General features: G+C 71.7%; 10 protein-coding genes. 2 read left to right on the top strand and 8 right to left on the bottom strand.

The window, feature by feature from the left end:
- Positions 1–3: 3 nt before the first annotated feature.
- Complete coding sequence (gene ggt / locus BFN33_RS13695) at positions 4–1800, bottom strand: gamma-glutamyltransferase (RefSeq protein WP_176742381.1); 1797 nt, start codon at positions 1798–1800, stop codon at positions 4–6.
- A 144-nt stretch (positions 1801–1944) separates the two neighbouring features.
- Between ggt and BFN33_RS13690 the strand changes: the two genes are divergently transcribed.
- Positions 1945–2703: a hypothetical protein gene (locus BFN33_RS13690; protein WP_176742380.1), complete on the top strand. Its 759-nt coding sequence runs from the start codon at positions 1945–1947 to the stop codon at positions 2701–2703.
- A 116-nt stretch (positions 2704–2819) separates the two neighbouring features.
- Positions 2820–4385, top strand: coding sequence for a CocE/NonD family hydrolase (locus BFN33_RS13685; protein ID WP_069760293.1), 1566 nt, complete (start codon positions 2820–2822; stop codon positions 4383–4385).
- A 170-nt stretch (positions 4386–4555) separates the two neighbouring features.
- On the opposite strand, the gene BFN33_RS13680 is transcribed toward BFN33_RS13685, so the two are convergent.
- From BFN33_RS13680 to BFN33_RS13650, 7 genes are all read right to left on the bottom strand, one after another.
- Entirely contained in the window at positions 4556–5302 is a 747-nt protein-coding gene (locus tag BFN33_RS13680; protein ID WP_069760292.1) for an amino acid ABC transporter ATP-binding protein, read from the bottom strand.
- A 126-nt stretch (positions 5303–5428) separates the two neighbouring features.
- Entirely contained in the window at positions 5429–5836 is a 408-nt protein-coding gene (locus BFN33_RS13675; protein WP_069760291.1) for a DUF6278 family protein, read from the bottom strand.
- Between the two features lie 220 nt (positions 5837–6056).
- Positions 6057–6836, bottom strand: a complete 780-nt coding sequence (locus tag BFN33_RS13670) for an exodeoxyribonuclease III (RefSeq protein ID WP_069760290.1) — start codon at positions 6834–6836, stop codon at positions 6057–6059.
- 30 nt (positions 6837–6866) lie between these two features.
- Complete coding sequence (locus tag BFN33_RS13665; RefSeq protein WP_069760289.1) at positions 6867–7502, bottom strand: MBL fold metallo-hydrolase; 636 nt, start codon at positions 7500–7502, stop codon at positions 6867–6869.
- Between the two features lie 33 nt (positions 7503–7535).
- Positions 7536–8834: a 4-carboxymuconolactone decarboxylase gene (gene pcaC / locus BFN33_RS13660; RefSeq protein ID WP_069760288.1), complete on the bottom strand. Its 1299-nt coding sequence runs from the start codon at positions 8832–8834 to the stop codon at positions 7536–7538.
- A 274-nt stretch (positions 8835–9108) separates the two neighbouring features.
- Positions 9109–10614, bottom strand: coding sequence for an SWIM zinc finger family protein (locus BFN33_RS13655; RefSeq protein ID WP_370743283.1), 1506 nt, complete (start codon positions 10612–10614; stop codon positions 9109–9111).
- Positions 10615–11627: 1013 nt separating this feature from the next.
- The coding region (locus tag BFN33_RS13650; protein WP_069760286.1) for a DEAD/DEAH box helicase at positions 11628–14143 on the bottom strand (2516 nt) is incomplete at its 5' end.

The raw sequence follows: 14143 nt of genomic DNA, 5'->3' as shown, positions 1-14143 counted from the left end.
GTACTACGGCGCGGGGTGCACCACTTGCGCGGACCCCCCACCCCGGCGAACGGTCTCAGCGGCCGCCAGCCACTTCCCGCCCGGCAGCCGCTGTACCCCTGTCGCCGCCCCGATCTCCGGATTCAGCTTGAACGAGTGCCCGATCGCCTCCAACTGGGACCGCACCCCGCTGCTGTACAGCGCCGGTTCCAGCTCGGTCTGCGCGGCATTGCGCTGACTCGCCCGAGGCGCGGCGATCGCGTCCACGAGCGGCAGTCCACGGTCCACGAACTCGGTCAGCACCTGCAGCACGGTGGTGATGATGGTCGCCCCACCGGGCGAACCCAGCGCCACGACGGGCCTGTTGTGCCGGTCGAGCACGATCGTCGGTGAGATCGAGGACCGCGGCCGCTTGCCGGGGCCGGGCAGGTTCGGGTCGTGAACAGCCGGGTTGGCGGGAGCGAAGGAGAAGTCCGTCAGCTCGTTGTTGAGGATGAACCCACGCCCGGGCACGGTGATCGCGCTGCCACCGGTCTGCTCGATGGTCAGCGTGTAGGCGACGACGTTCCCCCACCTGTCGGCCACCGTCAGATGCGTGGTGTTCTCGCCCTCGTACGTCGTCGGAGCCGCCGTACCCCCGCCCGAGCAGGCCGCGGGATCGCGCGGGTCCCCCGGGGCCAGAGGACTCGTGAGCACCGCGTCGTCCTTGATCAGACAGGCCCGCGAGTCGGCGAACCGCTGCGACAGCAGCCCCTGCGTCGGTACGTCCTCGAAGGCGGGGTCGCCGACCCAGCGTCCCCGGTCGGCGAAGGCGATCCGGCTGGCCTCGATGTAGTGGTGCAGGTACTGGACCTCACTGGCCTTCGAGAGGTCGGTGTTCTCCAGGATGTTGAGGGCCTCACCGACCGTCGTGCCGCCGGAGGAGGAGGGCGCGATGGAGTAGACGCCGAGCCCCCGGTACGAGGTGCTGGTCGGCTTCTGGAGCTTGGCCCGGTAGGCCGCGAGGTCCTTCTCGGACAGGTCCCCCGGCCGCGCGTTCCACCCTGAGGCCGGGTCCACGGGCGGGTTGTTCACGGTGTCGACGATGTCGTCACCGAGGTCGCCGTGGTAGATCGCGCCGACACCCTTGCGGCCCAACTCGGCGTAGGTGCGCGCGAGATCGGGGTTCTTGAAGGTGGAGCCCACGGCCGGCAGCTGTCCGCCCGGAAGGAACAGCTGCGCCGTGTCCGGGAAGTAGCGGAACCGTGTCTCGTTGGACGCGGTCTGCGAGCGGAAGGTGTCGTCGACGACGAAGCCCTGACGGGCGATCCGCTCGGCGGGCTTGAGGACGTTGCCGAGCGATCTGCTGCCCCACTGGTCCAACGCGGTGGCCCAGGTGGCAGGCGTGCCCGGGGTGCCGACGCTCAGTCCGCTGCTGACGGCGTCGGCGAAGGCGAGGGGCTTGCCGTTCTCGACGAAGAGGTCGGAGTCGGCGCTCAGCGGTGCCGTCTCGCGGCCGTCGATCGTGTGGACCTTGCGGGACTTGGCGTCGTAGTAGACGAAGTAGCCGCCCCCGCCGATGCCGGAGGAGTACGGCTCGGTGACGCCGAGCGCGGCGGCGGTGGCGACGGCCGCGTCGACCGCGTTGCCGCCGTTCCTCAGGACCTCGATGCCCGCGGCGGACGCGTCCGCGTCGACGCTGGAGACGGCGCCGCCGTAGCCGACGGCGACGGGTACTTTCTCGGGTGTCGAGGTGGCTTGCGGGGGCGCCGCCGCCCCCACCGACACCACAGCGGCCGAGACCGCCAGGACCGACAGTTTCCGTGCGACAGGGCGACGCATCCGTACCTCCAGGCCAGGACCGTCCGCGCAGCGTAACCACATCACGGGGGCCCCGACAGCCCTCTTCGGGTCAGGTGTCATGCGAATGCCACACTTCGAACACCGGTACGTACCAACCGTGTAGGCCCGCTACCATGCGCGCACATGACTGACGACGTGCGCAATATCGTCCTGGGAGTGCTGGCGGCCGGCATCAGTGCCGCGCTCGGCTGGCTCGCCCGGACGTATCTGTGGAAGCGGAAGCTCCGCCGCAAGCAGGCCTTCTTCGGGCTGCCGGACAACTCCGAGTCGCTCCTGGTCGTGAACCGCGGCGCGAGCGGCCCGGACCTCGCGGTGATGCGCTACGACGTGTTCGCCCTCCTGGAGCTCGCCGCGCTCATCAAGGACTGCAACGCACACGCCCAGGTCCTCCCGCACGACGCGGCACGGCAGGGCTTCGGCGAGCGCACCGAGTTCTGTGTGGGCGGACCGGCCTCGAACCGCCGTATGGCCGCGCACCTTTCGTCCCTGCTGCCCGGTGTCCGGGTGAACGTGGACGCCGAGCCGACGCCAGACCGCGGCGCCTTCCAGATCGGCACCGAGCGCTACCGGGTGGAGGTCGGCACGTCCGAGTACGCGCTTCTCGCCCGGCTCACCGTCGACCAGAGCAACGGCGCCCGGCCGGTCTTCCTCTTCTGCGGCCAGACCGCGATCACCAACCAGGCGGCGACCCGCTATCTGGCCCGCAACCAGGAGCGGTTGACCCGCAAGTACGGCGACAGCACCTTCGCGCTGCTGCTGAAGGTGGTCAACTCCGGGGCCTACGGGCCGGATGTCGTGGAGCTGGTCGCGGACGTGACACGGGAGGCCAAGACCCCCCTTCCGGCGGCCGCCGCTCCACGCAACTCCCACCGCGCCTCCTGAATTGATTCACACCACAACAATCGTTACTCCCACGTAACTTACCGACGGGTTACCTCCGGTAAAGCGGCGAGGTTACCGTCGGGTCACTTTGCAGTGACACGAGTAGGGAGTGACCCGTGGGACACCCTCGCAAGGCCCTGCGTACGACCACCGTGGGCGCCGTCTCCGCGACTCTGATCGCCGGTAGCGCCCTCGGACTCGCCCCCACCGCCCAGGCGGCGGACGCCGTCCGCTTCGTGGACATCACCGGCGACGGCGGCACGGTCCTCAAGGCGAACGTCATCACACCCGCCGGAGCCGACGGCACCCGGCGCTACCCGCTGCTCGTCCTGCCCACGAGCTGGGGTCTGCCGCAGGTCGAGTACCTCGCACAGGCCCAGAAGCTCGCGAACTCCGGCTATGTCGTCGTCAGTTACAACGTCCGCGGCTTCTGGCAGTCCGGCGGGGAGATAGAAGTGGCGGGCCCTCCCGACACCGCCGACGCGTCCAAGGTCATCGACTGGGCGCTCGCCAACACCCCCGCGGACGAGGGGCACATCGGCATGGCGGGCGTCTCCTACGGCGCCGGCATCAGCCTGCTCGCCGCCGCAAAGGACAAGCGCATCAAGGCGGTTGCGTCTCTCAGTGGCTGGGCCGACCTGATCGACTCGATCTACTCGGGCCGTACTCAGCACGTCCAGGCCGCGGCCCTGCTGGACGGCGCGAGCCTCGTCACCGGCCGCCAGAGCGCCGAAATCCGGCAGATCTTCGACAACCTCTACGCGTCGAACCTGTCGAAGGAACAGGAGATGATCGATTGGGGGAAGAAACGTTCGGCCGCCACATATGTGGACCAGCTCAACCAGAACGGCGCGGCGGTCATGCTGGCCAACGCGTGGGGCGACACGGTCTTCGCGCCCAACCAGTACGCGGACTTCTACGAGAAGCTGACCGGCCCGAAGAGACTGGAGTTCCGCCCCGGCGACCACGCCACCGCCGAGCTGACCGGGCTGTTCGGCCTGCCCAACGACGTGTGGACCGACACCGAGCGCTGGTTCGACCACTACCTCAAGGGCGCGGACAACGGGATCAACCGCGAGGAGCCGGTCCGGCTCAAGTCCCGTTCCGCGGGCGGCTACGAGGGCTACCCGGACTGGAAGTCGGTCGGCGCGACCCGCAAGAAGATCGCCCTCTCGGGCACGACCACGATCCACACCAACGTCGACTCGGGCGCCGACGGCGGGATCGTCTTCCTCTCCAGCATCCTCGACCAGATCGCCCAGGTTCCCCCGGTCGCCTCGATCCCCCTACTCCCCCGCCGCTGGGCCGCCGTATGGCAGTCGGAGAAGTACACGACCGCCCAACAGGTGCGCGGCACCGCCAAGTTGCACACCACGGTGACGCCCACCAAGGAGAGCGGCACCCTCGTCGCCTACCTCTACGACGTGGGGCCGCTCGGCCTCGGCAAGCTGGTCTCCAACGCGCCCTACACCTTCCATGGGCAGACACCCGGGAAGCCGTTCGGCGTCGACCTGGAGCTGTTCTCCACGGCCTACGACGTCCCGGCAGGGCACCGGCTGGCCCTGGTGGTCGACACGGTCGACCCGCTCTACATCGAGCACAACCCGTCCGGCGCCCAGCTGACCTTCTCCTCGCCGTCGAACGACCCGTCGTACGTGTCGATTCCGCTGCGCGAGCAGTGATCTCCGGCCGGCGCCGGGCGGGTATGGCTCTGTGACTGCCGCCCCCTGCGGTTCAAGAGCCGTGGGGGGACCCTCGACCCGGCAGCAGCGGCCCTGGGGGCTCGGTCGCCATCACCGTGGGGATGAACGGACCATGGTAGTCGAGGTTCAGGGACATGGCCGCGCTCCTCTCAGTGTTTGAGGATCTTGGAGAGGAAGTCCCTGGCGCGCTCGCTGTCGGGGTTGGTGAAGAAGTCGTCGGGGGCCCGGTCCTCGACGATACGGCCGTCGGCCATGAACACCACGCGGTTGGCGGCCGAGCGTGCGAAGCCCATCTCGTGGGTGACGACGACCATGGTCATGCCCTCCTGGGCCAGTTGGCGCATGACCTCCAGCACCTCGTTGATCATCTCCGGGTCGAGGGCCGAGGTGGGCTCGTCGAAGAGCAGGGCCTTGGGCTCCATGGCGAGGGCACGGGCGATGGCCACGCGCTGTTGCTGGCCGCCGGAGAGCTGGGCCGGGTACTTGTCGGCCTGGTCGGCGAGACCCACCCGGTCGAGGAGTTCGCGGGAGCGACGGTCGGCCTGCTCCTTCTTGCGCCTCCGGACCTTGACCTGGGCCAGCGAGACGTTCTGCAGGACCGTCTTGTGGGCGAACAGATTGAAGGCCTGGAAGACCATGCCGACCTCGGCACGGAGGTTCGCGAGGGCCTTGCCCTCCTCGGGCAGCGGCTGCCCGTCGAGCGTGATGGAACCGGACTTGATGGTCTCCAGGCGGTTGATCGTCCTGCAGAGCGTGGACTTGCCCGACCCCGAAGGGCCGATGACCACGACCACCTCCCCCTTGCCGACGGTGAGGTTGATGTCCTGCAGGACATGCAGCTCCCCGTAGTACTTGTTGACGTCACGCAGTTCGATCAGCGGATCGACGACGGCCATACCCAGCCCTACCCACTCTCAGCTGTGTCGTGGTTGCCGCAACTTATCGAGGCAAGATCGCACTTGAGGAACGACACGCACTTTTCGGTCATAAGCCGTATTTACGCCGTACTTACGGCCATGGTTTCACTCCTCGGCGACCTCCGCGTAGAGCTGGGACAGCTCGGGCACCCCGCTCGCGGCCCACTCGTGCCCGGAGGCCACGACGTCGAACTCCCGGCCTGATTCCAGCCGGATCACGGGCTGGCCGTCCGAGCGCAGATCCCAGGTCGCTCCGGGGACGGTCCGCACGATGACCGTGCCCAGGTAGAGCCCGGCGTCGTTACCGAGCCAGAGCAGGATCTCCTCGTCGTCGCGCCAACCCGGCACCAGCTGATCGAGCGCCTCCAACGAGGCCGCCGTGTCGTCCAGTCGGACACCTGAACGGGCCGCGTGGGAGCGCAGGAGCTCGCACTCGGAGAGAAGTTCGGCGATGCCCTCGGGGTCGCGGGTCCCGGGCTTCTCACTCCGGCCGCCCAGAAAAGGGATCTTCATACGCCCAGCGTGTCACTCACCCGGCCGCATGCACCACAGGCGCGCGGGCCCTCGTTCCCGGCCGACTTCGCACCAACTCCGCGCAGGGTGCGTCGACGTGCCACCGATGTCCCGTTGGCATCACCATGCGCCTTTCGTCCCTCTGTACTCGAGAAACGAGGGCTTCGCCGCGCTCGCGGGGTCGGTGGACCCGGCCCCGCTGTGAGCTCTGTCGTGACGTCTAGACGTCCAGGTCCACTACCACCGGCGCGTGATCGGACGCGCCCTTGCCCTTGCGCTCCTCACGGTCGACGTACGCGTCGGTGACGGCCTTCGCGAAGGGCTCGTTGCCGTACACCAGGTCGATGCGCATGCCGCGGTTCTTGGGGAAGCAGAGCTGGCGGTAGTCCCAGTACGTGAACGGGTGGTCGTACTTGAGGGGCCGCGGGACCACGTCCGACAGGCCCGCCTCGCGCAGGGAGGCGAGGGCCGCGCGCTCGGCCGGGGTGACGTGGGTGAGGCCCTCGAAGGCGGCCACGTCGTAGACGTCGTCGTCCGTCGGCGCCACGTTGTAGTCGCCCAGGACCGCGAAGGGGCGGCTGCCCGCGGCGTCACCCGCCACGGCGGCCCTGAGGGCCTCGAACCACTGGAGCTTGTAGGCGTAGTGCGGGTGGTCGACCTCGCGGCCGTTCGGCACGTAGACCGACCAGACGCGGACGGGGCCGCAGGTCGCGGAGATGGCACGGGGCTCCGGGGCGCCGTCGTAGCCCGGGTCGCCCGCCAGGCCCTTGACGACGTCCTCGATGCCCACTCGGGAGATCACCGCCACGCCGTTCCACCGGCCGGTCGCGTGTACCGCCGCCTCGTAGCCCGCCTCGCGAAGCTGGTCGAACGGGAACTGCTCCTCGGCGATCTTGGCTTCCTGGAGGCACAGCACGTCGGTGCCGGTGCTCTCCAGCCAGGCCAGCAGCCTCGGGAGACGGGCGGTGATCGAGTTGACGTTCCAGGTCGCGATGCGCATGTCCCACAACCTACCGGGCGGCACTGACACTCAGAGTGCGGTGCTCTCCCTCGGCTGCAGCCGCAGGTGCTCCGCGCCGCCGAGTGCGCCGATCTGGTTGTCGTAGACCGGGCGGGCGAGGTCCGTGAGAAGGGCGTCGTGGATGTCGTAGGCGCGCTGGGGCTTGACCTCACGGACGTAGTCGATGACCTCGGAGATCTTGCTCCAGGGGGCCATGACGGGAAGCATCAGCGTCTCGACGGCGTGGTCGGGGACGGTGAGGGCGTCGCCCGGGTGGAAGATCCGGCCGCCGTCGACGAGGTAGCCGACGTTGGTGATGCGCGGGATGTCCGGGTGGATCACTGCGTGCAGTTCGCCGTGGACCTGTACGTCGAAACCGGCGGCGGTGAAGGTGTCACCGTGGCCGACGGTGTGCACGCGGCCCGGGAAAGCGGTCGAGAGCTTCTCGGCGACCGACTTCAGCGTCCAGATCTCCGCGGCCGGGTTGGCGTCCAGGGCCGTCCGCAGCCGCTCCTCGCTGAAGTGGTCGAGGTGTTCGTGCGTGACGAGGATCGCGTCCGCGCCGAGGGCGGCGTCCTCCTCGCTGAAGGCCCCGGGGTCGAGGACGAGAGTCTGTCCGTCCTTCTCCAGACGGACACAGGAGTGCGACATCTTCGTGAGCTTCATGGGTCCATCCTGCCCCCAGGCGAAGCGCCCGGCTCACTCGGTGGGGGTGGTCTCCTCGCGGATCACCTGCTGGGCCACCTTGAACGCGCTGTTGGCCGCCGGAACACCGCAGTACACGGCCGCCTGGAGGAGCACCTCCTTGATCTCGGACGGGGTGAGGCCGTTGCGCAGGGCGGCGCGGGTGTGGAAAGCGAGCTCGTCCAGATGTCCGCCCGCGACCAGCGCGGTGAGGGTGACGCAGCTCCGCGAGCGGCGGTCGAGGCCCGGCCGGTCCCAGATCTCGCCCCAGGCATAGCGGGTGATGAACTCCTGGAAGTCACCGGAGAACTCGTCGGCCTGCGCGAGCGCCCGGTCGACGTGCGCGTCGCCGAGCACCTCACGGCGCACCTTGATGCCGGCGTCGTACGGGTCGGGACGGGTCCCCGACTGCGGGACGGGGGCGGCCGGGGCGATCTCGGCGATCGCCACCGGTTGCAACGGCGGGGTCGTCAGGACCGGTTTGAGCGGGGACGCGGGGATCGCGGTCTGGCCGGTCGCCGAGTCGAAGGCGGGCTGCCAGGCGGTGGAGAAGTGTCTGACCAGCAGGTCGGTGACGGCCGCGGGTTGCTCGACCGGCACCAGGTGGGAGGCGCCGGGCACGACGGCGAGCCGGGCGTCCGGAATGCCCGCGACCAGGGTGCGGGCCTCGGCGGGGCCGGTGACCTGGTCGTCGGAGCCGACTAGGACGAGGGTCGGCACCCCGACCCGCGCGAGATCGGCCCGCACGTCGAACGCGGCGAGCGCCTCGCAGGCCGCGATGTAGCAGCCCGGGTCGGTGGTGCGCACCATCTGCACGGCCCACTCGGTGATCGCGGGCTGAGCGGCGGCGAACCCGGAGGTGAACCAGCGCTCGGGCGAGGTGCGGGCGATGGGATCGAGCCCGTTCGTCCGTACGATCACCCCGCGCTGGCGGAACTCGTCGGCCGAGCCGAAGCGGGGCGAGGCGGCGATCAGCGCGAGCGAAGCGAGCCGCTCCGGGTGGCGCAGGGCCAGCTCCATGCCGACCGCGCCGCCCAGGGCGCAGCCCGCGTAGCCGAAGCGCTGCACACCGAACTGGTCGAGCGTGGCGAGCAGCCGGTCGGTGAGATCGCGGACCGAGCCCGCCGGGTAGGCGGGCGCGCCGCCGTGCCCCGGCAGGTCGAACCGGAAGATGCGCCACTGCTTGACCAGGTCGGGCACCTGGCGGTCCCACATGTGCCAGGTGGTCCCCAGCGACGGCCCCAGGATGAGGACCGGGGCGTCTTCCGGGCCGTCGAAGCGGTACTGGAGGGCGGGGGTCTTCGTCTCACTCACGGCCCCCACGCTAACCGCCTTTTCTTACGTTTCGGACCCTGGGCCCCTGCACCCCACACCTGGCTCCCGAACATCACCGCCGCACTCTCACACGGCCTTCACCGGGTGCGGGACGGCGGGAGCGGAGAGACGGCACCGGGCCCGGATGCGGTCGGGTGGGACGGTGAGGGCACCGACCGACGGGCGGGAAGGGGCGAAGGCGGTACGGGTGAGGCGGTACGGGCATGAGGCTGACCGGTCGGCGCGGGCGGCCTGGGACAAGGGGGCGGGCGGGTCAGAGGTCGGTCGGGGTGCCCAGGCCCGTGAGGGCGCCGACCGGGTCCAGGTCGGGGGTGCCGCGGGGCCACCAGTCGTCGTGCCCCGGTTCGGACTCGTAGGCGTACCACAGGCCGTCGCGGCCGAGGCGGAGTTGGATGTGGCCGCGGGGATGGGTGAGGTGGTTGTGCCAGGGTCGGAAGGCGGGGAGATCGGCGGCGAGGAGGAGGGGGCGGGCGCGGTCGAAGCGACCGGCCGGGGGGTCCCAGGGTTCTTCGAGGACCGCGAGTCCTTCGATCCCGCCCTGTCTCCAGGCGGCGACCGCGCGGGCCAGGTCGGCCGGGGTGCGGTCGGTGGCGGCGGCGAGGGAGGCGTAGAGGGCCCGGGTGCCGGCGGTGAGGCCGGAACCGGGGCGGGCGGCGGCGAGGCGTACCGCGTCCTGCCACAGGGTGAGTTCGCCCACCGGGTCGCGACCGGTGCCGAGCAGAGCGTGGGCGCGGGCGGCGGCGTCGGTGGCCAGCTGGTCCAGGGCGAAGGGGTCGGGGCCGCCCGGCGACGCGGGGTAGGCCGGGGGCTGCTCGGGGTGCGCGGGGGCCGGCAACGGGGCCGGAAGCGGCGGGAGTCGGCGGGGCGCGAGGACTTCAGCGGCCCGTACGCCGGGCAGTGGCACCGGTTCCTGTGCCTGGGCGGCACGGGCCGCGCGGGCGGCGCTGAGGCGGGACAGGGCGTCGAGCAGTTCCCGTTCGCCCCGGCCGCGCAGCAAAAGCAGGACGAAGGGATCGGCGTCGAGCAGGCGTGCCGTCTGGTAGCAGAGGGCGGCGGCGTGCTTGCAGGGGTGACCTCGGTCGGGGCAGCTGCACTGCGGTTCGAGATCGCCCGGACCGGGGAGCAACGGCACTCCGCACTCGGCCAGCGCCTGAGGCATCTCCCTGTCGAGGAGTGCGGCGATGTGTCCGGTCCGATCGGCGGCGAGGTCCAGGAACCGGTCCCAGTCGGCATCACCGAGCGTCCGCAACCGCACCTGCACGCGGTACGGACGGGGACGGCTCCCCTGCACATAGGCGAGCACCAGGCCCGGCGTCACGGTGATCGCGTCCACATTCCCCTGCTCGGCATAACTCCGGCCCCGCGCCAGCCGTTTGGCGTCCAGCGCACCCTCCTCCAGCGCGGAGACCCAGGCGTTGCCCCACCAGGTGGCGGCGAAGCGGGCGTCATCGGACGTGCGGGGAGGGAAGGCGGGGAAGGTGCGACGCAGGTCGCTGTCCCGGTTGGGGGCGGCCATGGAGTGGGGGCGGTGCGGGGAGGCCGGGGTGGGCGCGGCTGCGGGTTGCGGGAGGAGCCGGCTCTGGTCACCGCCGGTGTCCGTGGGGGTGTCGCCAAGCGGCTCCGACGGGGTCGTGCCGATTCGGTCGTCGGTGCTCGGAGAGCTGTCGTCGGCTGCGGGTGGCAGCGGAACGGAACTCCCCTGCCGCACACCGTCGTTGTCCTCGGGGTCCTCCCCCGGCAGGTCCACGTCGTCGGGCATCCGGAACGCGTCGGCCAGCAACTCCCGTACGTCACGCGCCCGGGCACCGGCGGCTGGAAGCGGTGCCTTGCTCCGGTCCCGGGATGCGGCGGGGGCGGTACGACGCGGCCGACCCGCGAGTGCGGCCTCGGCGGTCGCTGCGGCTTCCCGCCTCTTGCGTGCCGCACGCAGCGCTTCGCGGGCGGCATCCGCAGGGCGCGCCTCGGGAGGCCCGGATGCGGCGTCGTGGACAGCCGGGACAGGCGGGGCCGGCTCGGCGACTTGATGCGTCTCCCCATCCGGGGAGCCGGCGGTAGCCGCGGAGGAGGCACCTGCGTCAAGCCGGTCTGAGTCGGCGTCCGTACCCGCACTCGGGGCACGCCGCGCCGCGACGGCTCCTCGTAGGGCCGCGCGGGCCGCGTCACCTGGCCGGGACTCGGGCTCGGGCGGGGCCGAGTCGGGCACGCCGCTCTCGGGCGCGGCGCCCTCCGTATCCTGTCCGCCAGATGTACCCGGCTCCTCGGCATCCGCGTTCGCCCGGTGAGCCGCGCTCTCGTCCGCCGAGCGGTCCGCCCCTGCGGTCACGAGGCCTCCGGCGTCCTTCGCCGCAGGACCGTCGGTCCCTTCGCCCCCAGGGCCTCCGGCGCCCCGCACCGCGGAGCCACCGACCCCCTCGACAGCACGGCCCCCCGTGCCCCGCGCCGCAGGACCGTCGACCCCTTCGCCCCCAGGGCCACCCGCGCCCCGCACCGCGGAACCACCGACCCCCTCGACAGCACGGCCCCCCGTGCCCCGCGCCGCAGGACCGTCGACCCCTTCGCCCCCAGGGCCACCCGCGCCCCGCACCGCGGAACCACCGACCCCCTCGACAGCGAGACCCCCCGTGCCCTGCGCCGCAGACCCGCCGGCCTCCTGCGCTTCCCCGTCGTCCGTCCCGGTGACCGGCTGCCCGCTCGCATCCCCCGTCGCCTCCCGGCTCGCCTGCTCCCTCGCCGCCCGCAGGGCACGGCGGGCCTCGTCGGCGGGGCCGGGACTCATGACGGCCTCCGGAGGGAGACCAGGTCGGACAGGTCGCGGTCGGTGAGTTCCGTGAGGGCCGACTCGCCGGAGCCGAGGATCGCGTCGGCGAGGGCGCGCTTGGACTCCAGCATCTCGGCGATGCGGTCCTCCACGGTGCCCTCGGTGATGAGGCGGTGGACCTGGACGGGCTGGGTCTGGCCGATGCGATAGGCGCGGTCGGTGGCCTGTTCCTCGACGGCCGGGTTCCACCAGCGGTCGAAGTGGACGACATGGCCCGCGCGAGTCAGGTTGAGGCCGGTGCCCGCCGCCCGCAACGACAGGACGAGGACCGGAATCGCGCCGCTCTGGAAGCGGTCCACCATGCGCTCGCGCTCCGGCACCGGCGTACCGCCGTGCAACAGGTCCACCGGGACCGCGCGGGCGGCGAGGTGGGCGGTGATCAGACGGGCCATCCCCACGTACTGCGTGAAGACGAGCGCGGAGCCGTCCTCGGCCAGCAGGGTGTCCAACAGCTCGTCCAGCAGCGCCAGTTTGCCCGAGCGGGCGACCAGCCGCTCGCCGGCCGTCGGCGGGACCTCCTCCTTCAGATACAGCGCGGGGTGGTCGCAGATCTGCTTCAGCGCCCCCAGCAACTTCAGCACCAGGCCCCTGCGCGCGATGCCCTGCGCCGTCTCGATCGCCAGCATCGACTCGCGCACCACCGCCTCGTACAGCGAGGCCTGTTCGCGCGTGAGGGGGACCGGATGGTCCGTCTCCGTCTTGGGCGGCAGCTCGGGGACGATGCCGGGGTCGGACTTCTTGCGGCGCAGGAGGAAGGGCCGCACCAGCCTCGCCAGCCTGGTCACCGCCTCCTCGTCCTCGCCGTTCTCCACCGCGCGCGCGTGCCGGGCGCGGAAGGACTTCAGGGGACCGAGGAGTCCGGGGGTCGTCCAGTCGAGCAGTGCCCACAGTTCGGACAGGTTGTTTTCGACCGGGGTGCCGGTCAGGGCCACGCGCGCGGGCGAGGGGATGGTGCGCAGGGCCTTCGCTGTCGCCGAGTACGGGTTCTTCACGTGCTGGGCTTCGTCCGCCACGACCATGCCCCAGCGCTGCTCGGCCAGCCTCGTCGCCGCCGCCCGCATGGTGCCGTACGTGGTGAGGACGAAGCCGCCGTCGAGGTCGTCCAGGCTGCGGTCCGTGCCGTGGAAGCGGCGGACCGGGACGCCGGGCGCGAACCGGGTGATCTCCCGCTGCCAGTTGCCCAGGAGCGAGGCCGGGCAGACGACGAGGGTCGGCTCGCGGTGCGCCCGGCGCAGGTGCAGGGCGATGACGGTGATCGTCTTGCCGAGGCCCATGTCGTCGGCGAGGCAGCCGCCGAGGCCCAGGGAGGTCATGAGGTCCAGCCAGGCCAGGCCGCGGAGTTGGTAGTCGCGGAGCGTGGCGTGCAGGCCCGCGGGTGGTTCGGCGGGGTGGACTCCGGTCGTCAGGCGGTCGCGCAGGGCGGCGAGCGCGCCGACCGGGACCGCCTGCACGGTCTCGCCGTCGACCTCGGCGCTGCCGCTGAGGGCGACGGACAGCGCGTCGACCGGGTCGAGCAGGCCCAGTTCACGCTTGCGGGCCTTGCGGACGAGGGCGGGGTCGACCAGCACCCACTGGTCCCTGAGGCGAACGACGGGGCGGTGGGCCTCGGCCAGCGCGTCCATCTCGGCCTCGCTGAGCGGGTCGCCGCCGAGCGCCAACTGCCAGCGGAACTGGAGGAGTTCCTCGCTCTCGAAGAAGCCGGTGCCGTCGGTCGCCGAGCCCGGCGCGGGTCGTACCACCGCGGCCGCGGTGAGGTCCTGCGCCAGGTCCCGCGGCCAGTGCACCGCGACCCCGGCTGCCGCGAGCCGGGGCGCCGCCACACCGAGAAGGTCGCCCAACTCCTCGTCGGACAGGGCCAGTACATCGGGTACGTCCTGCTCGGAGAGCCGGTCCAGGGGCGGCCACACCCGGGCGGCGCGCCGCACCGCGAGGGCCGCGTCGACGCGTGCGCGTGGTCCGAAGACGGCGTCGGCGTCCCCCGCCCACAGGGCCGCAGCGTCGGCCACGAGGGTCGGGTCGGCGAGGCTGTGCACCTGGACGATCGCGGCGCCCGCACTGCGCGCACCGTCGGCGTCGGCGTTGAACAGGTTGTACGCCGACAGGTCCAGGCGGAGCGAGATCCGCACGCCCGCGTCCATGCCGGCGGCGACCTCCGCGGCCCAGTCGTGGGCATGGGGCAGCCGCTGCGGTGCGCGGGCCGCGAAGGGCTTGCCGGAGGCGAACGGTGCGGCGGGGGTGCGGGGCAGGGTGTCGGCGACCGCGTCCAGGAAGGAGCGCATCAGGGCTTCCGGTTCGGGCAGCCGGAGCGGGCCGGGGCCGGGCAGCGGGACCGCGTGACCCTCGTGGGGCAGGGCGGCCGCGACGGCGCGGAGGTGGGCGATGTCGTCCGGGTCCAGCGGTCCGGCCCGCCAGGCGTCGTGGCCGGTGGCGGTGAGCCCGGGCAGCAGGCGGCCGCGGGCGGACCGCTGGA

Origin of the sequence: Streptomyces sp. LUP47B (assembly GCF_001746295.1) — a bacterium.
Lineage (GTDB): Bacteria > Actinomycetota > Actinomycetes > Streptomycetales > Streptomycetaceae > Streptomyces.
Note: the sequence above shows the minus strand (reverse complement) of the source record. Positions and strands in the feature narration are given on the sequence as shown.